22 protein-coding genes are annotated in these 21,823 nt (G+C 57.8%); 19 read left to right on the top strand and 3 right to left on the bottom strand.

Annotation, left to right across the window (positions count from 1 at the left end; translation table 11 throughout):
- Window positions 1-35: 35 nt before the first annotated feature.
- The 5 genes from C4S72_RS03355 to C4S72_RS03375 all read left to right on the top strand — a co-directional run bounded on the left by C4S72_RS03355 (window position 36) and on the right by C4S72_RS03375 (window position 3,824).
- Complete coding sequence (locus C4S72_RS03355) at window positions 36-389, top strand: NifB/NifX family molybdenum-iron cluster-binding protein (RefSeq protein WP_104001639.1); 354 nt, start codon at window positions 36-38, stop codon at window positions 387-389.
- Window positions 389-1,009: a glutathione S-transferase family protein gene (locus tag C4S72_RS03360; RefSeq protein ID WP_104001640.1), complete on the top strand. Its 621-nt coding sequence runs from the start codon at window positions 389-391 to the stop codon at window positions 1,007-1,009. Before C4S72_RS03355 ends, C4S72_RS03360 begins: the two co-directional genes overlap by 1 nt.
- 240 nt (window positions 1,010-1,249) lie before the next feature.
- Window positions 1,250-1,546, top strand: a complete 297-nt coding sequence (locus C4S72_RS03365; protein WP_104001641.1) for a DUF6156 family protein — start codon at window positions 1,250-1,252, stop codon at window positions 1,544-1,546.
- A gap of 111 nt (window positions 1,547-1,657) precedes the next feature.
- Window positions 1,658-3,253, top strand: a complete 1,596-nt coding sequence (gene rmuC / locus C4S72_RS03370) for a DNA recombination protein RmuC (RefSeq protein ID WP_104001642.1) — start codon at window positions 1,658-1,660, stop codon at window positions 3,251-3,253.
- Window positions 3,254-3,314: 61 nt separating this feature from the next.
- The gene (locus C4S72_RS03375; protein WP_104001643.1) at window positions 3,315-3,824 is read left to right on the top strand and encodes a hypothetical protein; all 510 of its coding nucleotides are present in this window, start codon (window positions 3,315-3,317) and stop codon (window positions 3,822-3,824) included.
- A 17-nt stretch (window positions 3,825-3,841) separates the two neighbouring features.
- Here the strand turns inward: C4S72_RS03375 and C4S72_RS03380 are convergent, their stop codons facing one another.
- Window positions 3,842-5,023, bottom strand: coding sequence for a GAK system CofD-like protein (locus C4S72_RS03380; RefSeq protein ID WP_104001644.1), 1,182 nt, complete (start codon window positions 5,021-5,023; stop codon window positions 3,842-3,844).
- Window positions 5,024-5,173: 150 nt separating this feature from the next.
- On the opposite strand from C4S72_RS03380, the gene C4S72_RS03385 reads away from it, so the two are divergent.
- From C4S72_RS03385 to C4S72_RS03415, 7 genes are all read left to right on the top strand, one after another.
- Entirely contained in the window at window positions 5,174-6,853 is a 1,680-nt protein-coding gene (locus tag C4S72_RS03385) for an aminoglycoside phosphotransferase family protein (protein ID WP_200826656.1), read from the top strand.
- Complete coding sequence (locus C4S72_RS03390) at window positions 6,846-7,736, top strand: GAK system ATP-grasp enzyme (RefSeq protein ID WP_104001646.1); 891 nt, start codon at window positions 6,846-6,848, stop codon at window positions 7,734-7,736. The genes C4S72_RS03385 and C4S72_RS03390 overlap by 8 nt, the downstream gene beginning before the upstream one ends.
- A complete protein-coding gene (locus C4S72_RS03395; RefSeq protein ID WP_104001647.1) occupies window positions 7,733-8,815 on the top strand; it encodes an HprK-related kinase B in 1,083 nt (360 codons plus the stop codon). Before C4S72_RS03390 ends, C4S72_RS03395 begins: the two co-directional genes overlap by 4 nt.
- 27 nt (window positions 8,816-8,842) lie before the next feature.
- Window positions 8,843-9,829: a histidine phosphatase family protein gene (locus C4S72_RS03400; RefSeq protein ID WP_104001648.1), complete on the top strand. Its 987-nt coding sequence runs from the start codon at window positions 8,843-8,845 to the stop codon at window positions 9,827-9,829.
- The gene (locus C4S72_RS03405) at window positions 9,817-10,518 is read left to right on the top strand and encodes a histidine phosphatase family protein (RefSeq protein ID WP_104001649.1); all 702 of its coding nucleotides are present in this window, start codon (window positions 9,817-9,819) and stop codon (window positions 10,516-10,518) included. The genes C4S72_RS03400 and C4S72_RS03405 overlap by 13 nt, the downstream gene beginning before the upstream one ends.
- Before the next feature lie 141 nt (window positions 10,519-10,659).
- A complete protein-coding gene (locus tag C4S72_RS03410) occupies window positions 10,660-11,949 on the top strand; it encodes a metallophosphoesterase (RefSeq protein ID WP_235009032.1) in 1,290 nt (429 codons plus the stop codon).
- 23 nt (window positions 11,950-11,972) lie between these two features.
- Window positions 11,973-12,239: an amphi-Trp domain-containing protein gene (locus C4S72_RS03415; RefSeq protein ID WP_104001650.1), complete on the top strand. Its 267-nt coding sequence runs from the start codon at window positions 11,973-11,975 to the stop codon at window positions 12,237-12,239.
- A 25-nt stretch (window positions 12,240-12,264) separates the two neighbouring features.
- On the opposite strand, the gene C4S72_RS03420 is transcribed toward C4S72_RS03415, so the two are convergent.
- The gene (locus C4S72_RS03420) at window positions 12,265-13,155 is read right to left on the bottom strand and encodes a LysR family transcriptional regulator (RefSeq protein ID WP_104001651.1); all 891 of its coding nucleotides are present in this window, start codon (window positions 13,153-13,155) and stop codon (window positions 12,265-12,267) included.
- 136 nt (window positions 13,156-13,291) lie between these two features.
- Here C4S72_RS03420 and C4S72_RS03425 point away from each other — a divergent pair, with 136 nt between their 5' ends.
- From C4S72_RS03425 to C4S72_RS03445, 5 genes are all read left to right on the top strand, one after another.
- Window positions 13,292-14,197, top strand: coding sequence for an MBL fold metallo-hydrolase (locus tag C4S72_RS03425; RefSeq protein ID WP_104001652.1), 906 nt, complete (start codon window positions 13,292-13,294; stop codon window positions 14,195-14,197).
- 61 nt (window positions 14,198-14,258) lie between these two features.
- The gene (locus tag C4S72_RS03430; RefSeq protein WP_104001653.1) at window positions 14,259-14,891 is read left to right on the top strand and encodes a DsbA family protein; all 633 of its coding nucleotides are present in this window, start codon (window positions 14,259-14,261) and stop codon (window positions 14,889-14,891) included.
- 569 nt (window positions 14,892-15,460) lie between these two features.
- Window positions 15,461-15,919 (top strand): (2Fe-2S)-binding protein, encoded by a 459-nt coding sequence (locus C4S72_RS03435; protein WP_104001654.1) that lies wholly within the window; start codon window positions 15,461-15,463, stop codon window positions 15,917-15,919.
- A gap of 34 nt (window positions 15,920-15,953) precedes the next feature.
- Window positions 15,954-18,170 (top strand): xanthine dehydrogenase family protein molybdopterin-binding subunit, encoded by a 2,217-nt coding sequence (locus tag C4S72_RS03440; RefSeq protein ID WP_235009033.1) that lies wholly within the window; start codon window positions 15,954-15,956, stop codon window positions 18,168-18,170.
- A 133-nt stretch (window positions 18,171-18,303) separates the two neighbouring features.
- Window positions 18,304-18,936 (top strand): FecR family protein, encoded by a 633-nt coding sequence (locus tag C4S72_RS03445; RefSeq protein WP_104001655.1) that lies wholly within the window; start codon window positions 18,304-18,306, stop codon window positions 18,934-18,936.
- 296 nt (window positions 18,937-19,232) lie between these two features.
- Here the strand turns inward: C4S72_RS03445 and C4S72_RS03450 are convergent, their stop codons facing one another.
- On the bottom strand, window positions 19,233-20,144 hold the full coding sequence (locus tag C4S72_RS03450; protein WP_104001656.1) for a LysR family transcriptional regulator: 912 nt from the start codon (window positions 20,142-20,144) through the stop codon (window positions 19,233-19,235).
- Between the two features lie 136 nt (window positions 20,145-20,280).
- On the opposite strand from C4S72_RS03450, the gene ttdA reads away from it, so the two are divergent.
- Window positions 20,281-21,180 carry a L(+)-tartrate dehydratase subunit alpha gene (gene ttdA / locus C4S72_RS03455; protein WP_104001657.1) on the top strand — a complete coding sequence of 300 codons (900 nt, stop codon included), beginning with the start codon at window positions 20,281-20,283 and terminating at the stop codon, window positions 21,178-21,180.
- Window positions 21,177-21,785 carry a L(+)-tartrate dehydratase subunit beta gene (gene ttdB / locus C4S72_RS03460; protein WP_104001658.1) on the top strand — a complete coding sequence of 203 codons (609 nt, stop codon included), beginning with the start codon at window positions 21,177-21,179 and terminating at the stop codon, window positions 21,783-21,785. Before ttdA ends, ttdB begins: the two co-directional genes overlap by 4 nt.
- Window positions 21,786-21,823 lie beyond the last annotated feature (38 nt).

A 21,823-nucleotide genomic window follows, 5' to 3' on the forward strand; every position in this document is an offset into this window, starting at 1 on the left:
TAGGGCTTGCAAAGTCTTTATGGGGAGTTCCAGTTATGTCGTATCGGGTAGCGGTTGCCTCGAAAGAGGGTGTGGCGGTCGATGAGCACTTTGGTCACGCCAAGCACTTCAGTATCTATAGCGTGGGTGAGGCGGGTTGCTCGCTGATCGAAAAGCGGGAAGTGGATCACTACTGCCTTGGCGGTCACGGTGATCGATCCGCATTGGAAAAAATCCTCGATACCATTGAAGACTGCGATGCCGTGCTCGTCGCTCGCGTTGGTGATGGCCCGGCGGAAAAACTGCGTAAGCGCGGTGTTGAGCCGGTGGCAGATTATCCCTGGGAAGAGGTGGAACCAGCGCTGATCGCCTGGTTCTCCTCCCTGGTCGCCGGTGAGGGGGTTGCCTGATGCTGACCTTTTATATGACGCCCGGCTCCTGCACCACCGGTGTCCATATTCTGCTGGAAGAGTGTGAAGCGCTGTTTTCGGTGGAACTCGTTAACCTGATGACGGGGGACCAGAACTCGGAATCTTTCCGCGCGCTGAACCCCAAGGGTTCGATCCCTATGCTGAAGCTTGATAGCGGCGAGATTCTCACCGAGTTTGAAGCGATCGCCTGCTGGCTGGCCTGGAGTCATCCGCGAGCACGGCTTATATCGGAAAAGCCGCTGGCCGCTGCCAGGACCGTTGAGTTGATGGCGTATGCGGTGAACAACCTGCATATGCAGGCATTTGCGCGAATATTTACGCCGGAGCGGTTTGTGGCCGGCTCTTCAGATTTGGAGTCGGTGAAAGCAGAGGGGCGGCGGCGTGTCGTTGAAGCCTTTGATCTGCTGGCGCTTCAGCTACCAGGCAGCGGTTATGCCTGCGGCGACTTTTCCATCGCGGATGCAGCGCTGTTCTACGTCGAGTTCTGGGCAGATCGCAGCGATATTCCGCTACCGGCGGTTGTGCGTTCCCACTTTGAGCTGATGCTGCAGAGGCCCTGCGTCAGGCAGGTGCTGATGGAAGAGGGCTATCGGCTCTGAGCTTCGGATTCAAGGCTGTCAGCAAGTGGCTGTTCGATTGCGGTTCGGGTTTTGCAAAAGCGTTAGTGCCGCCAGACCTTAATCCCTGTTCTGCACTGTTCGGGGCGCGATTGCGCTTCGGGCTTTGTCGGCTAGTCGACAGGCAATGTGAGAGTTCCTACAGGGAGGCCCTGCAAGGGTGGGCTGGTGGCGCCGTTTTACTCAAATCCCGCAATCACAAAAACCGTAAGAGCTGTCATCATGAGTTCAAACGAACAGTACGATAAATACTTTCTTACCTACACCGGCATTACTCTCCCTCTGCAGCTGGTCAATCCCCTTGATCCCTCCGAAACCCAGAACCGCAACACCTACTTTGGCGCCAACCTGGATGCGGAAGGTCGCCTGGAGCGTGTCCATAAGGTGGTTTATGGCGAGGTTGAGCTCGAGCATCGCTATGGCTATAACGCTAATGGTGCGCTGCAGTGGGCCGAGATCCGCGACGATGATGACGAGGTTCAGCGCCTGGAGTTCAATAACGCGGGGCAGCGTATCTGATCGACTCCTGTTGAAAGGGGCTTGTTGGCTATCTATCTCGGCGCTGACAGTGTCGTTGGCGCGCCAAGTGAACTATCATCGTGCCTGATCCATCTGTCAGGGATGTTATTGATGCCAAACGAGTTCCTACTTCCTTCCGCTGTTGCTGCCTCCTTTCTTATTGCGTTTGTTATCGCCTGGTTGGTCGCCGGTAGTCGTGCTCAGAAACGTCTGCAGGAGGAATTGCTGCGTGCCGATCGTGCCGAGTCCGAGCAGGAGCGACTGCAGGATCTGCTTGATATGCAGCGGGATGAATATGAAGGTGCTCGCGCGCGCCTGGCGCAGATCGATGTCGAAAAAGGGCGCCTGGAAACCCGCCTGGATCACTACGCCGAGCAGCTGGATGCGGCGGAATCGCAGCGCGATCTGGCGCATCGGCAGCTGGAAAATAGGGGCGTCGAGTTGCATCAGGCGCAGACCGAATTGGCCACGGCGGTAGAGCGGCGCGATCAACTCGTCGAGCGTCTCCATGAGCGTCAGCAGCGCCTGCTTCGTGCCGAGGAACAGGTTGAGCGCTTGCGCGAGACCCATTCTGCATTGGAATCTGAACACACCGAGCTGCGCACCACGCTGGCACAGAAGCAGGAGCATTTCGAAGAGCAGCTCAAGCAGCTTGAGCGTAGCCGCGAGATGCTGAAGAAAGAGTTTGAGGTGCTGGCCAGCGAAATCTTCGAGCGTAAAGGTAAGGCATTCACCGAGCTTAACCAGACCAGCCTCAGCGCGCTTCTGAATCCAATTCATAGTGAAATGAAGGGGTTCAAGGAGAAAGTTGAACGTATACATGAACAAGAAACGGCGCAGCGGATTCAGCTGAAGACAGAGCTTGAACACCTGCAGAAGCTGAACCGGGATATCACCGATCAGGCCCACAAGCTGACCACTGCGCTGCAGGGGCAGAAGAAGATGCAGGGTAACTGGGGTGAGTTGATGCTGGAAAACGTGCTGGAAAAGTCGGGCCTCAGGCTTGGCGAAGATTACCAGCGAGAGGTCAGCATCAATACCGAGGATGGTCGCCTGCGTCCGGACGCGGTGGTCTACCTGCCGCAGCATAAGCATCTGATCATTGATGCCAAAACCTCGCTGATGGCCTACACGCGCTACGTGAACTCGGAGGATGAAACCGAGCGCCTCACCGCACTGGCGGAGCATACCCAGGCGGTGCGCGACCGTATCAATGAGCTGGCCGACAAGGACTACTATCGCCTGCCGGGGCTCAATTCACCGGAGATCGTGGTGATGTTTATTCCGATCGAATCCGCCTATGTCGAGGCACTGAAGTACGACGATACGCTGTACCAGCGCGCTATCGAACGCAACGTGCTTGTCGCTACGCCGACCACGCTGCTGACGAGCCTCAATATCGTGCGTCAGCTCTGGCGTTTTGAGGATCAGAGCAAGCACACCGCGGAGCTCGCCGACCGGGCCGACAAGTTCTATCGCAAGCTCAACGCCTTCCTGAACAGCATGCTTGATGTGGGCAAGAAGCTGGATCAGGCCAAGGGTAGCTACGACAGGGCGCTGGGGCAGCTGACCGATGGTCGTGGCAACCTGATCAAGCAGGCGTCAGAGTTCAAGGATCTGGGTGTCGCGGTGCAGAAGGAGCTGCCGCCGGAACTGGTTGAGCGTGCTCATCTCGAGCTGGAGCGGCCGCCTTCAGAACCGGAGTAAACCAGATGAACGATGCATCAACCGATAGACCCTCACCGACTGAGCGCGTATTCTCGAGACTATGATCAATATCGCTTCCTTTACTTTTCAGTTCGACCTGGTGGAAGACCGTATCCGTCTGGTCGGCAACCTGGACAATGGCGAGCCGCGCGTGGATTTCTGGCTCACCCGTCGACTGGCGCTGCGTATCCTCGGTGCGTCCGATGAACTGGTGCAGCACACCTCCAAGCGGGTCAGTGAAAGCCCACCAGAGTTTCGCGATGCAACGGCGCAGTTTGAGCATGAGCAGGCGCGTGAACGGATGGAGGTGACCAACCAACCGATTCCGGCGACCGACTCCAAGGGGCCGGAGCTGCTGCACCGTATCGATATCAGTCATCGTAACGGCCGCTATCAGTTGCGTCTGTTTGGTCAGGATGATCCGGATGAGGTGGCGGCCAGCGGGGTACTTACCTACGACGAACTGCACCAGGTACTGCACCTGATCCATACCGGCGCCGATCGTCTGGGCTGGGATGCGCCGCCGCTGTTTACCGCCTTTGGCCGCGAAGTCAGCCCCACGCTTCAGTAAGAAATAAGCTCGGGGCTTTAGCTGAGTGACAGCAGGGCCTCGACCAGAGGCTCGTTGTCGTAGTAGCCGGTTTGCGGGTTTATTACCGGCAGGTCGATGATCTCAATACCCAGTTCCGCCAGTCGTTTTTCCGGTATGCCTCCCTCGTAGCGGCCGTTCCTGCTGTCGATCAAGATAAAGTTGATCAGGTCGCTGGCTTCAAGCTCCTCACCATCACGCTGCAGGTGTTCCAGCAGCAGATTGAGGCTCTTCTCCAGTGTCATTCCCAGCTGTTCCGGATCCTTGCCCTGATTGGGAATAAACACCTTCGGGGTGCGGTTGCGGGCGATGGCGCGACCTACGCCCTCTGGCAGCAGGTTTGCCAGCAAGCTGGAGTAGAAGCTGCCCGGCGGGTAGCAGATCAGTTCCGCCTGCTGGATCAGTTTGCGGTTGCGCTTGCGAAGCTGAGTGGTGGCGATCTCCGGCTGCTGCAGGGATTCGCAGAGCCGCAGCGACCGTATCGGCGAAGCGAGCGGGTCACACTCCTTGCCGGTCATACGGTGCTGGCCGATCACTTCCGAACCGTCCTCAAGCTCCGCATGCAGGTGCAGATCGTCATCGACGATGGCACGCACCGTGCCCTGAACGTTCACCAGCTTCGAAAACAGAAACAGGATAGGTTCCAGGTCGCGGCGGTTGTTGAGATAGCCGCCGGCCAGAATCAGGTTGCCAATGCTGGCGCCCGCCAGGTCGAAATCCTCTGGCATGGCATCAATAAAAAACATCAGATGGTTGCAGATCAGGCTGCGCATCGGGTTCAGGATCGCATCCATCAGAGGGTCTCTGCCGCGCACCAGCGCCTTGAGCTGCTTGCGAAGCTCCTCCTGACTCTCATCCTTGGGAAGACGATAGTTAAACAGGCGGTAAACGTCCGGGTGACCTAGCACGGTCTCATCGGCCAGTGCCATCAGGCGGCTGCGCAGATCGCCGATAGCGGGCATATCGAACGCCTGGCGCAGGATCGCGGAACTGCCGCCGGAGTCGAACGGCGTGACCAGGTGGATGGAGTTATGGGTGTAGTGTTTGAGCGTACGTGACAGGCCGTTCAGCGCCGAACCGCCGCTGAAGAACAGAATGCGCGGCCCCAGCTCCGGAATCTTGCGATAGCGACTGACCTTGAGCGGGTCGGGCAGGCACACCTCCCGGGTAACGCTGACCATGTCCGTTTCTGCACTCCCTGTTATCGATTGGCGAAGTCTACCGGCAGTGATCTGTGGGCCACAATAGCGCAAAGGGCGAAATTACGCGCCTTTCAACGGGTTATGTTAGCCTTCATGAAACTGAAATGTTGAAACCGTCGCCGGTTAAGTATGCTACGCCGGTATTTCCCGAGTGAAGCCGTGGCCAGCATGATCAAACTGCCGAAGCCGTTGAGAGATAACCTCCACTTTTTGTGTGTTGAGGTGGACTCTCAGGTCGCCAGTCTACAAAGCTATTTCGAAACACCGGCCGCCGCCGTTGCGCGTCGTATCGTTGACCGGGCGGGGTATGCCTATAACCTCAAGGTCCGCATCCACAGCGCCACGGTGCAGAAGCTGCGCAGCAGCAAACGCCAGGCGCAGCGAGACCTGATGCTGCGCAGTATCGAATTTATCGCCACTGACCTTGAACGCCTTGCTGAGATCAGCCGCAACTGCGTCCGGCAGCTGGAATATATCGAAGCGTTCGAGCTGCTCGGCGCTAAACGCTATATCGGTATGCTGAAGCGCGTGCGCAAGGCGATAGCTCAGATCGAGCCCGCGCTGCAGGCGGACGATTCCACCCGCGCTATCGAGATGGGCAAGGGGCTCGGCCGCATGGCCAGCGACTACGACAAACTGCTCAAACGCTATCGCTTGGCATTGAAAGAAGTGCCGGAGCATACCGATGACCTGACCCGGGCCCTGTTTGTGGCCTACGAGGTGCGCCAGATGGGCGAAGCCCTGGTGCATATCAGCGAATCGATCATCTCCGCGAACCTGGGGCAGCCGGTTAACTTCGAACGTTTCTTCTCGCTGCGCTCGCTGGTGTCCGACCTGGAAGCCGATGAGGAGGATCTCCAGATCTCCGCCATCGCGCAGACACGCTCCGGCAGTTCGATCTCCGGTATATCCGCCGGTGATGAGGGCGAAAACGGCTACCTGGCGATCTTCAAGGATGGCGAGAAGCGCAAGGTGAAAGAGGAGCGTGCCGGAGTACGTAGCTGGCACGAGATCTATCCGGGGCTGGCGCCGAAGATTCTTTCTTACGAAAAACGCGGCCAGTCCGCAGCGCTGCTGATCGAGCATCTGCCGGGGCACACCTTTGAGCAGATTGTGCTGAATGAGTCGGACGAACTGGTGGATGAGGCGTTCAAGCGCCTGGCTAAAACCCTGAAGTCGATCTGGAAGGCGACTCGCAGCCAGGAGCCTGCCCAGGCCGGCTTTATGCAGCAGCTGCAGAAACGGATGAACGAGGTGTACCGCATCCATCCGGAATTCGCCCGCACCGACAGCCAGATCTGCGGTCTGCCGGTACCATCCTTCGATACCCTGGTAGCGGCCGTTACCAAGCGGGAAAAACGCTGGCCGGCGCCGTTCTCGGTCTATATCCACGGCGATTTCAACGTCGACAACATCATCTATGATCCGATGGAGCGGCGTATCAACTTTATCGATCTGCATCGCTCCCGCTACATGGACTACGTGCAGGATCTGTCGGTCTTCATGGTGTCGAATTATCGTCTGCAGGTGCTCGACAGCGACACCCGCTCCCGCATCAATGACCTGGCGCTGAGGCTTTATGATGTGGCCCGGCGCGAGGCGAAAAAACAGAATGACGAGCTGTTTGAAGTACGCCTGGCCCTTGGGCTGGTGCGCTCTTTTGCCAGCTCCACCCGCTTTATTCTTGATAAATCCCTTGCCCGTCGCATGTTTATGCGGGCCCGTTATCTGCTGGAGCAGGTGCTGGCCATAGAGCCGGGCAAGGAGACGAAGTACCGTATTCCAATGAAGGAGATTTTCGTTGACTGAGCCCCGCGTAGCCGTGATCGGTATTCCCGGCAAGTGGTCCACTGAAGTACTGGCGGATGCGCTGGAACAGCGCACCGGTTTCCGCCAGGTGGTCGATATGGCAGACGTATCCCTGGATCTCACCGACAACAGCCTGCGCTGCGGTGCGTTGAATCTGTGCGAGCTTGATGGCCTGGCGGTTAAGAAGATCAGTGCTGAATACAACCCCAACACCCTGGATCGCCTGGAGATGCTGCGTACGGCAGAACAGCAGGGCGTGCGCGTGTTCAGCGGCGCGGAGAAGATCTTGCGCCTGGTAGACCGGCTCAGCTGCACCGTGACCCTGCGTAACGCCGGTGTCCCAATGCCGGACACAGTCGTTACCGAGGATCTTCAGGCCGCCTTCGATACCGTTAAACGTTTCGGCGAAGCGGTGTTCAAGCCGCTGTTCTCTACCAAGGCGCGGGGTATGTGTGTGCTCGGTGGCGAGCAGAGCGATGCAGAGCTGCGCGACGCCATTGCCGCCTTCAAGGCTGACAACCCGATGCTCTATATCCAGCGCAAGATCGAGCTCTCTGGCCGTGACCTTGGCATGGTGTTCCTTGGTGGTCAGTACCAGGGTACATATGCTCGCGTATCCCAGAGCGATACCTGGAACACCACTATCAATAGCGGCGGCCGTTACGAAGCGTTCGAGCCCGATGCCGAGCTGATCGAGCTGGCGCGCAGGGCGCAGGAGCCGTTCGGACTGGATTTTACCACCGTGGACGTGGCGCTGACCGACAACGGGCCGATTGTGTTTGAGGTCTCTGCGTTTGGCGGCTTCCGTGGAGCCCTGGAAGGCGCGGGCATCGATGCGGCTGGCCTTTACGCGGATCATATTCTGCAGCAGGTACGTCGATGAATATTATGCCGCAAGAGATTGCCGATCAGCTGATCGAGGGACGGGAGTTTCTCGATACGAGCCTTTTACTGGCACTGGATGGGCAGCAGATCCAGGTGCGTTCAAACTCTGAAGAGTTGCTGGCGCGTCTGCGAGAATACTTCGCCCATATCGTCGTTGAGAGCGGCGAGCCGGATATCACCGTGCTGGCGGTTGAGCGCAATGCGCCCCAGCTCGACTTCCCCTACGAGGACTGGCCCCGTGAACCTGGCAAAACCGGGCGCAAGGACGCCTGTCAGGATCTGCCGGGTGCCAGGGTAATCCATAAGGTGCGCACCGGCATGACCTTTCTGCAGAGTGAGTCCCTGCGTATCGCCGCCGGTCCCTGTGTCGAGAATGACAACCAGGTCATCAACTTCATCAACAACCAGTATATGACCTGGCTGCAGCGTAACGGCTGGCGCAACTGCCATGCGGCCGCGCTGAGTATCAATGGTGGTGGCTTGGCCATGGCTGGCTTCTCCGGTGGCGGTAAATCCACACTGATGCTGCATATGCTGGAGCATCCGGAGACGGCGTTTATCAGTAATGACCGTCTGTTTATACGCCGCAACGAGGATGGCGTGGAATGCGTAGGCATCCCCAAACTGCCGCGCATTAACCCGGGTACCATTCTGAATAACCCGAGGCTCGCACCGATGCTGAGCGCCGAGGAGCAGCAACAGCTGCAGGCGATGCCCAGGGCTGAACTCTGGGACCTGGAGCAGAAGTACGATGCGGATATCGACAGGCTCTATGGCAAGGGGAGAATAGAGACTCAATCCTGCTCGCTGCGCGCCTTCATGGTGCTCAACTGGGAGCGGGACAGCGACGAGCCGCTCAGCGTGGAACGTGTGGACCTGAGTCAGAGAAAAGACCTGCTGGCTGCTATCATGAAATCACCGGGGCCTTTCTATCAGGACGCCGATGGGGCCTTCCATCAGGGTCGCGCACCCTTCGATGAGCAGGCGTACCTGGCGGTTCTGGAGAGCGTTCCGGTCTATGAAGCGCGCGGCGGCGTTGATTTCGATGCCCTCGCAGAGCGCTACCTCAACCTCTGATTCCGTTCAGCAAGTCGCGAGCCCTCCATGTTCGAACTGATGCTGCTCCGGCACGGCCGGGCGAAAAAGGCCGATATGGATTATTCCGATCGGGATCGGCCGCTCAAGAATAGCGGCAAGCGCTCGGCCCAGCGGCTGGGCGTGCAGCTGCAGTTTCAGGGTGATCAGCCGGACCTGGTGCTCAGCTCGCCGGCAAAGCGTGCGCTGGAAACCGCTGAAAAGTGCGTCAAGGCGATGGGGCTGCCGGCCTCAATGATCGAAACCGATGAACGCCTCTACGAAGGCGACGCCGAAGCATTGATGGCAGCCATCGCAGAGCGAAGCTCCAGGGGGCATCGCCTGCTGCTGGTGGGGCACAACCCGGCGCTGGAGCAGTTGATCAAACAGTTGGTGCCGGAGCCCCGGTTACCGGGGCAGAGCGATTTTCGTTTGCGCAAGGGGATGCTGGTGCAACTGCGCCTGCCGGCAACCGGTGCGCTGCCGCTGAACGGTGAGGGCGAGTTGATCGGTTCTATCTCGCCGGATCAGTTGCCCGAACTCTTTCCCTGGCCCGGTCCTGGTGGCGCCGAACAGCGTGAACGCCCCGCCTATTACTACACCCAGTCCGGTGTGATTCCCTACCGTTTCAGCAGTGGTGGACGGCTTGAACTTCTGCTGATCACTTCCAGCAGCGGGCGCTCCTGGGGCGTCCCCAAGGGGATTGTCGAGCCGGGACTTACGCCGCAGGAATCCGCCGCCAAGGAGGCGTTGGAGGAGGCGGGCGTCCAGGGCAAGGTACATCCCGAGCTGCTCGGTTGTTACCGTCAGCCCAAGTGGGGCGCGGAGTGCGATGTGGAGTTGTTCGCGATGCGTGTCGATAGTCTGATCGAAGATGCGGACTGGGATGAGGATCACCGCTGCCGGCGCTGGTGCGATATCGGTGGGTTAGATGGCGCCCAGCTCAAGCCGGCGCTTAGAACCTTGATCGATCTCTTACCAGAACGGCTGAAGGAGTCTGGTTTATGGCCCGTTTGATCGCCGCCCTGATTCGTCATGGCGACTACCATCAGCTGCCCAATACGCCGAGCGCTCACCAGCCTTTTCCGCTGACCGAGCGCGGCTTTGAGCAGGCCGACCTTGCAGCGGCTAATATGGCCAGGGTGTTGGCAGAGCAGGGCTGGGTTCCCGATTACCGGGTGGATTCATCACGGCTGTTGCGCGCCTGGCAGACCGCAGAGCGTTTCTGTGCCGCGCTGGAACCGATGTTCGAGCGCACGCCGGAACAGCAGGGCCATTCCGCGCTGGCGGAGCGGGGCGTCGGCAGTGCAGCCAACCTGACTGTCGCGCAGATTGAGTCGATTCTGCAGCAGGACCCGCGTTTTGATGCGCCGCCTGCGGACTGGAAATCCAACAGCCACTACCGTTTACCGCTCCAGGGGGCGGAATCGCTGATGGATGCAGGTGAGCGGGTGGCGCAACATATCGAGCTTCAGATGTTGATGATGGAACCCAGCGATACCGATCGGGTAAGGCTGTTCGTGGGTCATGGCGCAGCGTTTCGTCATGCAGCACATAGACTTGGTGTATTGGAGTTTGAGCAGATCGCGGCGCTGAGCATGTACCATGCGGAGCCTGTTTATATCGAGATGCTGGAAGGTGGCCGGTGGCGACATGTGGCCGGTGACTGGAAGGTGCGCGGCAAGCGCGAGTCATACGCTGATTAGAACTGCATGCTGAAGTGCTCAGGCAGATTTCAGGGTTTTAACATTTCGATCACATCTGCCGGTTAGGGTGGAAGCTTTTATCAAGTCTGCGTCTGGGTTCTCATGGTATTCGAAAGAAATATAATTCCTGAAATCAAAAGCTTGAAACGCTTTCCTGAAGCTCAGGGTGCGATGCCAACCATCGCCGAGCCCTGGGCGCTGGATGATACCCGCTCGGCCAACAAGGCGATGATCCATAGCCGCAGCAAGGAATCAAACCCGCTATTGGATAATCCCGAACACTGGTCCTGGCCCAAGCGACCGATCTGTTTTATTGCTGATCCGCACGCCGATTACCAGGCCTTTGTCGCCTCGCTGGTGGCAAGCGGGGGTGTTGTCACCCAGGGGCATGGACCGCGCGACTTCAGCCTTACCAAGGCCGGTCGCAAGATGCTGTTTATCATCGGTGGTGACTGCCTGGACAAGGGCCCGAGTAACCTGGAGCTGCTGCGGGCTATTCGTCATCTCTTCGATCTGGGAGCACGGGTCAAACTGCTCGCCGGTAACCATGATGTGCGTTTGCTGATGGGTATCCGCGCCATGGGGCTTGAGCGTCACCCAACCACCGAGCACCTGTTTGTGCGCATGGGTGACAAGGTGATCCCGCTGTTTAAAGAGGTGCAGGCCTACTGCAAGGGCAAGGAACTGAAAAAAGCGCCGGATGAAGCCGAATGCAAACGCCGGCTGTTTCCCTCGGATGACTGGTTCGAGCGTTTCCCCGAGGCGGCCGCCGACTATATGAATGCCGCGGCCATCGAGCGTGAACTCAAGCGGATGCACGGTAAATTCGATAAGTTTGAATCTGCGTGCGCCGATGCGGGGCTCAGCATGCGTGATGTCTACGCTATCGCCCAGGAGTGCCGAAAGCTGTTTCTCAAGCCCAAGGGCGAGTTCGCCTGGTTCTTCCGCGATATGCAGCTGACCTACCGCAGTGGCTCGTTTTTGTTCCTGCATGCCGGTCTTGATGACAGTATTACTGAGGTGGTGGAGCGAAAAGGGGTGAAAAAGCTCAATCGCGATTTTCGCAAGCAGATCGAGCACGACCTGTTCCGCTTTTACTTCGGCCCGCTGGCGAATACCATGCGCACCAAGTACCGCACCGCGGATCGACCGCTAACCGAAGCGGGCGTCGCCAGAATCGGTGCGCTGGGGATCCATACCCTGGTGCATGGCCATATCAACCGTACCCACGGCCAGCGTCTGGCGTTGAAGCACGGCTTGCTGCATCTCGAGGGCGATATCACACTGGATCGCAACTCGCGTCACAAAGAGGGGCTCAAGGGCGTGGGCGCCGGTATCACGATGATCCGGCCCGATGGCCATATCGTTGGTATCAGTAATGATTATCCCGCTGCCAAGGTCTTTCGCCCGGGTATGTACTCGCAGATCTAATGTTTTAATGAACGGATGACACCATGCTAGAGAACAAACAGCGCTTCCGACATCAGTCGCTGCAAGATTGCCAGAGCATTCAGGAGATGCTGGACGCCATCGCCAAGGGCATCGCGAAAGGGGAGCTCTCGTTCAGCGACGAGGATGGCGAGATCCGTATGAATCCCCGCGGGCTGCTGGATCTGAAAGTAACCGCCAGCGAAGAGGACTCGCGCCACCGTCTGGAGATCCGCATCGCCTGGCAGGCCGACGAGCCGCTACAGGCGAAAGAACCGCTGAAGGTGGGCTAAGCCTTACCACGGTCTTCTCTAAGTCTTACCAGGGATTATCCCTAAACCAGGCTTCCAGGTAGTCGATCAGCGCGCGCACGGCGGGCAACTGGTGCTTGCGCGAGGCATAGAGAATATAGATTTTCAGATCTTCCGGTTTGTAATCCGTTAACACCTGCTGCAGTTCGCCGCTTTCGAGGTATCGCTGCGTCATATAAGTGGGCAGCATCGCGATCCCCATCCCCTGCAAGGCCGCGCTCATCAGCGCGGTGACCTCGTTGGCGGTCAGTCGACAGCGAATTTCCGCCTCGTTAATCTCCCCGGCCTTATCGCGTAAATGCCAGACATGGCGGCCAAAATTGCGATAACCCAGGCAATCCTGCTGCGCCAGCGCCTGCGGCGTTTCCGGTGCGCCGCGACGGGCCAGATAGTCGGGCGAAGCAACCAGTACAGACTCGCACAGGGCGATCGGCTTGCCGATCAGCGCAGGGTCCGGATTAGCGGCGAAGCGCAAAGCGAGATCGATTCGCTGTGCGGTGAGGTCGGTGACGGAATCCTGCAGCTCCAGCTCTACGGTGACCCGCGGATACTGCTCCATGAATCCCTTGAGCGCCGGCACCAGCTGGGAATGGCCGAACGACATGCTGGTGGCCAGGCGCAGGTGGCCGCCCGGTTCCTGTTCCTGAACGCCAAGCAACGGCAGTGCTTCTGCCTGTTCCAGCCAGGCCTCTACTTCCGGCAGATACTGCTCACCGGCGCTGGTCAGGGAGATTTTTCGTGTGGTGCGGTGAAACAGCCGCGCCTGCAACCAGCTCTCCATCGCCTCCAGGTGGCGGCTCACCATGGGGCGGGACATCTCGAGTCGATCTGCCGTGCGCGTAAAACTGCCGGAATAGGCCAGATCAACAAACACCTTTGCAGCGGTCACCCTGTCCATCGATTAATCCCAGTGATTTGCTCGTAATTTGAAATAATGATGAACGTTATTAGATATTTTTAACAGTCCAATTAAACGCCAGAATCACCCCCATCATTGATTAAAAGATCGTCATTAGCGATTAGGGGAGTTCACCATGAAATTCACGCTGACCAGTAATCCGCTTTTCAAAACCGCTGCAACCCTGATGATGACCGGTGCAGTGCTTGCCTCCGCTACAGCGGGTGCTGCCGAGCGCCTGGAACTGGATGTCTACAATGCCGGTCCAGGCAGCTTTCATGTAAATGCCACCCTGGTGACCGGTGAGACCGAAGCGCTGTTGATCGATACCGGCTTCACCAAGGCGGATGCGCTGCGTATCGCCGCCAAGGTGCTGGATGCCGGTAAACCGCTGAAAACCATTTTTATCAGCCAGGCAGACCCGGATTTCTACTTCGGCGCCGAAGTTCTGAAGCAGCAGTTTCCGGAAGCGCGGATCATTACAACCGCTGCTGTGGCTGAGGCGATCGAGAAAAAAATGCAGGGCAAGGTCGGCTACTGGGGGCCTAAACTGGGTGCCAACGCGCCGGTATCGCCGGTATCGCCGGTGTTACCCGAGGTGTATGAGGGCGACACACTGACCCTGGACGGCCATGTGATCGAGATTCGTGGTACCGAGGGGATTTTGGCGCATCGTCCTTACCTCTGGATTCCTGATAACCAGGCGATCCTGGGCGATTTGGCGGTGTTCTCCAACCTGCATCTCTGGACCGCCGATACTCAGACCGATGCGGAACTGGATGCCTGGACCGAACAGCTGGAATCTATGCTGGCGCTTAACCCGGAGACCGTGATCCCCGGTCATATGGCTGCGGGCTCTGATCTGACGGCTGGCAGCATTGAGTACTCCAAGGAGTACTTGGCCAATTTCCGCCGGGCCATTGCAGAAAGTGAGACCAGTGAGCAGGTTAAAGACGCCATGACCGGACAATATCCAGAAGCCGGGCTTGGTATTGCGCTGGATATCGGTGCTAAGGTCCACACCGGTGAAATGCAGTGGTAAATGCTTCAACGCTAACGTTAGTGGTAAACGCGGTGAATACGCTAAACACAGGAGAACCCATATGCTGACAGTGCACTATATTTTCGACCCCATGTGCGGCTGGTGTTACGGCGCGACCGAACTGGTCGCGCAGCTGCAGCAGAGAGCTTGGCAGGGTGAGCTGGCGCTAATGCTGCACCCCGGTGGCATGATGCCGCGCCGTGCTATCGACCCCAGCTTTCGTCAGCATATTCTGCAGGCCGACCAGCGTATCGCTGAGCTTACCGGCGCTGAGTTTGGTGAAGCCTACCAGCAGCGCGTCGCCAGTAACGGCCCGCTGGTGCTTGATTCGCTGATCACCGCGCAGGCGATTATTGCGGGCCAGACCCTGGGAATTGATGGGGTGGATCTGCTGAAATCGATTCAGCAGGCGCACTATCAGCACGGTCTTGATGTGGCCGATGAAGCAACCCTGGCAGAACTGGCAAAAGACTTGGGTGCAGACGCCACGAAGTGGAAGGATGCGATGGCCGCAGCGGCGCCAAAGCTTGACGGCGCAGTGCAACAGACCCGTGAGCTGATGGGGCGTTTCGGTGCCCAGGGTTTTCCGACGCTGCTGGTTGAGAGCGATGCCGGCTGGCAGAGCCTGGCGCACCAGTCTTACTACGGAAACCCCGCGGGCTGGTCCCGTGTGCTGGACGAACTGATCGACTAAGCCACGCTGGGCGTTTGCGGTCATACCGGCGCTTTGTAGCTAGCAACCGCGCTCAACGCGATATTTCCCCCAATACGTTGACGCTTTTTTCGCCTTTCCGGCCCCACACAGGGCTGGAAGGGCTTTTTTGTTTTCGCGTCTGGCAAGTCGCCTATCGGCAGTTGCCTCACTGCCTGAAGATCGATTTATGAATATTCCCCGGGGGCGGATCCGGCGATTCATGAATAAGAGAGATAGTCTTAATGAATCCCTGCCTCTTAATGCCTGTAAGCCGAATCTTTTATAGTTTCGCGTTCAGCGTGACGCGGCCGTTTACATAACGCTTGGATCCGGCGCGCCGAACCCACCGCCGGAAGGGTGGATTCCGGCGGTGGGCGCTGACCTGTCAAAACCGGCCTGGCGTATACGGCGTCGAAAGCGGCCCCCATCAGGGTGGCTATACTTTCTGGACCTGTCCGCCTGGCCGAACCGCATACCGCTGATGTCAATGGCGAAAGCCCGCTGCGGGAAAAACTATAACGGCGCTCTGTGAGCCGAGGGCGCCTCGATATCTCATCTGGAGGTAAGTCATGTCCGTGACACTTAACGTCAACGGGGTCGATCACACGATCGATGCGACGCCCGATACACCGCTACTCTGGGCGATCAGGGACTATCTGAATATGACCGGCACCAAGTTCGGTTGTGGCATGGCGATGTGTGGGGCCTGCACCGTACATATGGATGGTTCGCCGATTCGCTCCTGCTCGACACCGATCCAGATGGCCGAAGGCAAAAAGATCACCACCATCGAAGGGGTGGAGTCTCCGGCAGCCGTCGCGGTTAAAGAAGCCTGGACCGAGATTCAGGTGCCGCAGTGTGGCTACTGCCAGTCTGGTCAGGTGATGTCAGCGGTGGCACTGCTGGAGGGCAACCCCAACCCCAGCGATGAAGAGATCGATGCCGCCATGTCCGGCAACATCTGCCGTTGCGCCACCTACGTGCGCATTCGTTCAGCGATCAAGAGTGCGGCCAAGCAGCTTGGTTAACCCCTAACCCTACAGATTAAAAGGAGGCTGTCTCATGCGTTTCATGTCTGAACTTACGTCGAAGCTTGTTTCAGAACAACAGCCACAGGGCGGCACCAGTCGTCGCGGATTCTTAAAACTGATGGGTGGGGCCGGTGTCGGTCTGACTCTCGCGATCAACACACCTTTCTCCCTGGCAAACGCCAGCGAGTCCCCGGAGGCGCTCAACGCCGACGGCGACTTTGCGCCTAATGCGTTTGTGCGCATCGCTCCGGATAACAGCGTATCGGTGGTGATCAAGCATATCGAGATGGGCCAGGGCACCTTTACTGGCCTGTCGACCATCGTCGCGGATGAGCTGGATGCGGCCTGGAGCCAGGTGGTACCGGTTCCGGCACCGGCCGATGCCAGCCGCTACAACAACCTGGCGTTTGGCCCGATGCAGGGCACGGGCGGCAGTACCGCCATCGCCAACTCTTGGGAACAGCTGCGCTTCGCCGGCGCTACTGCGAAGGCGATGCTCGTTGCAGCAGCGGCCCAGGCGTGGAACGTGCCTGCTTCAGAGATCCGAGTTTCCGAAGGCGTACTGAGCCACGCCTCAGGTCGTGAAGCGACCTTTGGGGAAATGGCTGACCGCGCTGCCCAGCTGCCGGTGCCAGAGCCCAAGAGCATCACTCTGAAAACGCCGGATCAGTTCGTGCTTATCGGCAAGTCCGTCAGCCGTAAAGACGTGGGCAAGAACGATGGCACCGCGATCTTCACCCAGGATTTCAAACTCGATGGCATGCTAACCGCTCTGGTGCTGCATCCGCCACGCTTTGGCGCCACGCTGGTCAGCTTTGACGACAGCGAGACCCGCGCCTCCAACGGCGTTGTCGATGTGGTGCAGATCCCCAGCGGTATCGCCGTGCTGGCGAAGGATTACTGGAGCGCCCATGTGGGTCGCGGCAAGCTGAAGGCACAGTGGGACGAGTCCGGCGCCATCAGCCAGAGCAGCGACGAGATGATGGCGGAATACCGCGAGCTGTCTCAGAAAGAAGGTCTGCCCGCGCGTAACGATGGCGATGCGGCGGCTGCGATCAGCGATGCGGCCACCGTGGTTGAAGCCACCTACGAGTTTCCGTACCTGTCCCATGCACCCATGGAGCCGATGAACTGTGTCGCCCTGGTCAAACCGGACGGTTGCGAAATCTGGAACGGCGAGCAGTTTCAGACCGTGGATCAGAACAACATCGCCGCTGTACTCGGTATCAAGCCGGAGCAGGTGAAAATCAACATGCTCTACGCCGGTGGCAGCTTTGGTCGTCGTGCCAACCCGCACTCCGACTACCTGGTCGAAACGGTGCATATCGCCAAGGCGAAACCCGGTGTGCCAGTCAAACTGGTCTGGAGCCGTGAGGACGATGTTCATGCCGGCTATTACCGTCCGGCCTACGTGCACCGTCTGCGTGGCGGCTTGGATGCCGAGGGCAACATCACCGGCTGGCAGCAGCATATCGTTGGCCAGTCCATCGCCCAGGGCACCCTGTTCGAAGGCGGCATGATCAAGGACGGTGTTGATGACACCTCCGTGGAAGGTGCCTCTAACCTGCCGTATGCGATCCCGAACCTGAACGTGTCGCTGACCACCACACAGAAACAGGTGCCGGTGGTCTGGTGGCGCTCGGTAGGCAGCACCCACACTGCTTATGCCACCGAAGCGTTTCTGGATGAACTGGCGGCAAAAGCGGGCAAGGATCCAGTGGAGCTGCGTATGCAGTTGCTCAAGGGTGAACCGCGCTGGCAGGGTGTACTGAAACTGGCCGCTGAAAAAGCAGGCTGGGGCAGCGAAGTGCCGGAAGGTCGCGGACGTGGCGTTGCCGTGCACAAATCCTTCGGGACCTACGTCGCTCAGGTCGCGGAAGTATCACTGACCGATTCCGGTCAGCTCAAGGTGGAAAAGGTAGTCTGCGCCGTGGATTGCGGTGTGGCGATCAACCCGGACGTGATCCGCGCCCAGATGGAAGGCGGCATCGGTTTTGGTCTGTCACCGGCGATGATGTCTGCCATCACCCTGGACAAGGGCAAGGTAGTGGAATCCAACTTCCATAACTATCAGGTGCTGCGTATCAACCAGATGCCGGAGATCGAGGTGCATATCGTACCCTCCGCTGAAGCGCCCACCGGCGTTGGTGAACCGGGCGTACCGCCGATCGCACCGGCCGTGGCCAATGCACTGGCTGCACTGACCGGCAAGCGCTATCACCAGCTGCCGATCAAGCTGGATGCTTGATCCGATCAGCTGAAAAGTAAGCCTGGAAACGGCGGTCTCCTTCGGGAGCCGCCGTTTTTTATTGGGCTGCACTATCCTTGCAAGGGAAGCGCTTGAGAAGGAAACGGCTTACTAATGGAAAGGAGAACCACCCATGCCGATTCACCTGCACACGCTGATGTTGACGTTTTGCCTGTTTATTCTACTCCCGGCTCAGGTCCTGGCCGATGAGATAGGCAGGGTAGTGGCCGTGCTTGGAAGTGCGTTGGCGGAACGTGGAGAGCAGAGGATTAATCTCAGCCGCGACGACAGGCTATACGAGGGCGATCGGCTGGTGACCCTGGAAGGCAGTCGATTGAAAATCCTGTTGCGCGATGAAACCACACTCGCACTGGGCCAGAATACCGTGCTTGAGCTATCGAAGTATCAGTTTGATGCGCAGCAGTCAGACGTGAGTCTGAGCTTTTTGCAGGGCGCCTTTCGCTGCAATACGGGGCAGATCGGCCAGCAAAAGCATCCCAATTTCAGGATCGAAACCCGCTCCGCGCTTATCGGTGTCAGAGGTACCGACTTTTGGGGCGGATTTATCTTTGACGATGACCTGGGTGTCGCCATGCTGGAGGGGAAGGGCGTCTATGTCGAGAACGAGTATGGGCGTGTGGAGCTAACCCAGGCGGGCGAAGGCACAACGGTAGTTCAGGGCCGGTCACCCTCTAACCCTGTTCAATGGAAGCCCGCAAAAATTGAGCGGGCGATTGCAGAGACCGAGGTACCGGAGCAGCTCTAAACCGGGCTTCTGCTTGGCGCACATAGCGGACGTTATAAGGGGTGTATGGCCCACGATAACTTTCGACACAAAGTCGCCTTTCACGAAATTAATCATGAAACTGTATTCCCAGAAACACATGCGGTCACCATGTTACTCTGGAGAATCTCATTGCAACTCGACAACACGCCGCGTTTTCAGACAGCCTGGTCCCTTAGCGGACCATAGGTATATGGCGCTCTGCACGGGCTGCGCTTAGCGTCCTTGTCAGGATGTAGGTTAAAGATAGCTTCTCGAAAGATAACTTCGGTGAGGCGCTACCAATAATCACTGGTTGTTGTTTTTGTTAGAAATGACGCTTCCAGGTAGTCAAGGAATAGTGATACCCGGGTTGCGAGCCGAGCTTTCTGCAAATATACCGCGTAGATATCGGCTGGTGGTGTTTCGTATTCCGGCAGTACTAGCTCCAACTCGCCGCTCCTCAAATGTTTAGCGAGATCCCACTGAGCTCTCATCAACAGTCCGTGGCCTTCGATCGCCCACTGGAGTGCAACATGTCCATCGTTCGTGCTTAGCTTAACCGGCACGCGTACAGCCTGGGTCTGATTGTCTTTAGTTAGTCGCCAGAGATTGGCGGTTTCATCATTCTGGCGTAGTGCTATCGCCTTGTGACTACTTAGGTCCTGTGGCGCGGCAGGGCGCCCCATCTTATCCAGGTAGCGGGGACTGGCGCTGATAAAGCGCCGGTTTGGTGCGATCTTGCGGGCAATTAAGCGTGAGTCCGGTACGTCGCCGAAGCGAATCAGGATATCCACGGCATCATCTGGTGGCGAGACATGCCTGTCGCTCAGGGTGAGTCGCACAACCAGATCTGGGTGTTCTGAAACAAACTCGGATACCAGCGGCGCAATGTATTTTCTACCGAAGCCCAGCGGTGCGTGAATGTTCAGTTGACCGGTCGGGCTTTCCGACTGGTTGCGAATCACATCCTGCATCTCCTCCATCTGGGCGAGGATGTTCTGGGCATATTCAAGATAGATCTCACCTTCAGGCGTCAGTGAAATATGCCGGGTTGTCCGGTTAACCAGCTTTACTCCAATCCTATCTTCTATCTGTGCTAGGCGTTTTGTCGCAGCGGACGGGGACAGGTCCAGCTCTTGCGCGGCGCCCGACAGGGATCGCTTTTGGGCCAGACTGACAAAGAATCGCATCGAATCTTCGGCATCCATAATGCACCTTTAGGAAATTGTATATTTACTTTTAGTGCATTTTTACACGCTTTCTACCCCCTATGATAGCCACACGTTCCATCCGGTTTGTTCCTTTAAGGGGCAATCCGGGACACTAAAAGAAGAGGATACAAGCGTGGAGAAAGAAGCCGCAGTTCAGTCCCTGACTGACACTCTCGCGAAATTCACTGCCTATATCGGAAAACGTCTTCCAACGGACGTTAAAGAGAAACAGGCGGAGTTGCGTGCCAAAGAAACCAACCCCATGGCGATCGAGATCTTTGACGTGATGGCGGAAAACCAGGACGCGGCCGACAAGCTGGATCGTCCTAGCTGCCAGGATACCGGTGTCATTCAGTATTTCATCCAGGCAGGCTCATCCTTTCCGTTGCTGGGTGAACTGGAGTCGATTCTGGAAGGGGCGACCCGGGGTGCAACCGAAATTGGGCCTCTGCGCCACAACGCCGTTGAGTCGTTTGTCGAGAAGAATACCGGTACCAATACCGGCTCCAAGATCCCCTGGCTCGATTGGGAAATTCTTCCTGGCGAAGACTATGCGATCATCGATGTCTACATGGCCGGTGGCGGATGTACTCTGCCGGGCGCATCGACTGTATTGATGCCGGGACAGGGCTACGAGGGTGTGGCGGAGTTCGTTCTCGATGTAATGACCTCGCGCGGCCTCAACGCCTGCCCGCCGCTGCTGGTTGGCGTGGGTGTCTCCACCTCGGCGGAGACCGCTGCACGGCTTTCCAAGAAGGCGATTCTTAAACCGGTCAACGCCCGCAATGCTAATGAACAGGCCGCTCTGCTCGAAGATCTGTTGACTGACGGTATTAACGATCTGGGTATAGGCCCACAGGGACTCACCGGCGACAACACCGTGATGGGAGTGAATATCGAATCATCTGCGCGCCATCCTTCTACTATCGGCGTGGCCGTTTCCACCGGTTGCTGGGCGCACCGTCGTGGCCAAATCAAGGTCAATGCAGACCTCTCCTACGAAATTATCTCCCATCAGGATGTACAGCTATGAAGAAGGTACTGAAGACACCGATTTCAGCCCAGGACCTGGAAGACCTTAAAGTCGGCGACGTTGTTTACCTCGATGGAACCCTGGTGACCTGCCGGGACGTGGCGCACCGCCGTTTGATCGAATATGGCCAGGAGTTGCCCGTTGATATTGCCGGCGGCGCCATCTTTCATGCGGGCCCGATCGTGCGGGAAAAGGATGATGGCAGCTATGAGATGGTCTCCATCGGACCAACCACCAGCATGCGTATGGAAAAATTTGAGCGTGAGTTTATCGAAAAAACCGGCGTCAGACTGATCATCGGCAAGGGCGGCATGGGCCCGGAAACAGCTGCCGGCTGTCAGGAACACAAGGCAGTTCATGCAGTGTTCCCAGGCGGATGCGCTGTTGTGGCGGCCACTAAGGTGGAAGCGATAGAGGGAGCTGAGTGGAAAGATCTGGGTATGCCGGAAACGCTCTGGATAAACCGAGTAAAAGGCTTTGGTCCGTTGATAATTTCCATCGATACACATGGCAACAACATTTTCGAGATCAATAAGAAAACCTACAACGAGCGTAAATCGAGCGTATTGGAAAAGATTAGTGAGCAGGTAAAGTTTATCAAATAACGTCTGCGTGATTATTTGATCTTAATTTTCATGACCCC

It is taken from the genome of Marinobacterium lutimaris (genome assembly GCF_900108065.1).
GTDB classification, from domain to species: domain Bacteria; phylum Pseudomonadota; class Gammaproteobacteria; order Pseudomonadales; family Balneatricaceae; genus Marinobacterium_D; species Marinobacterium_D lutimaris.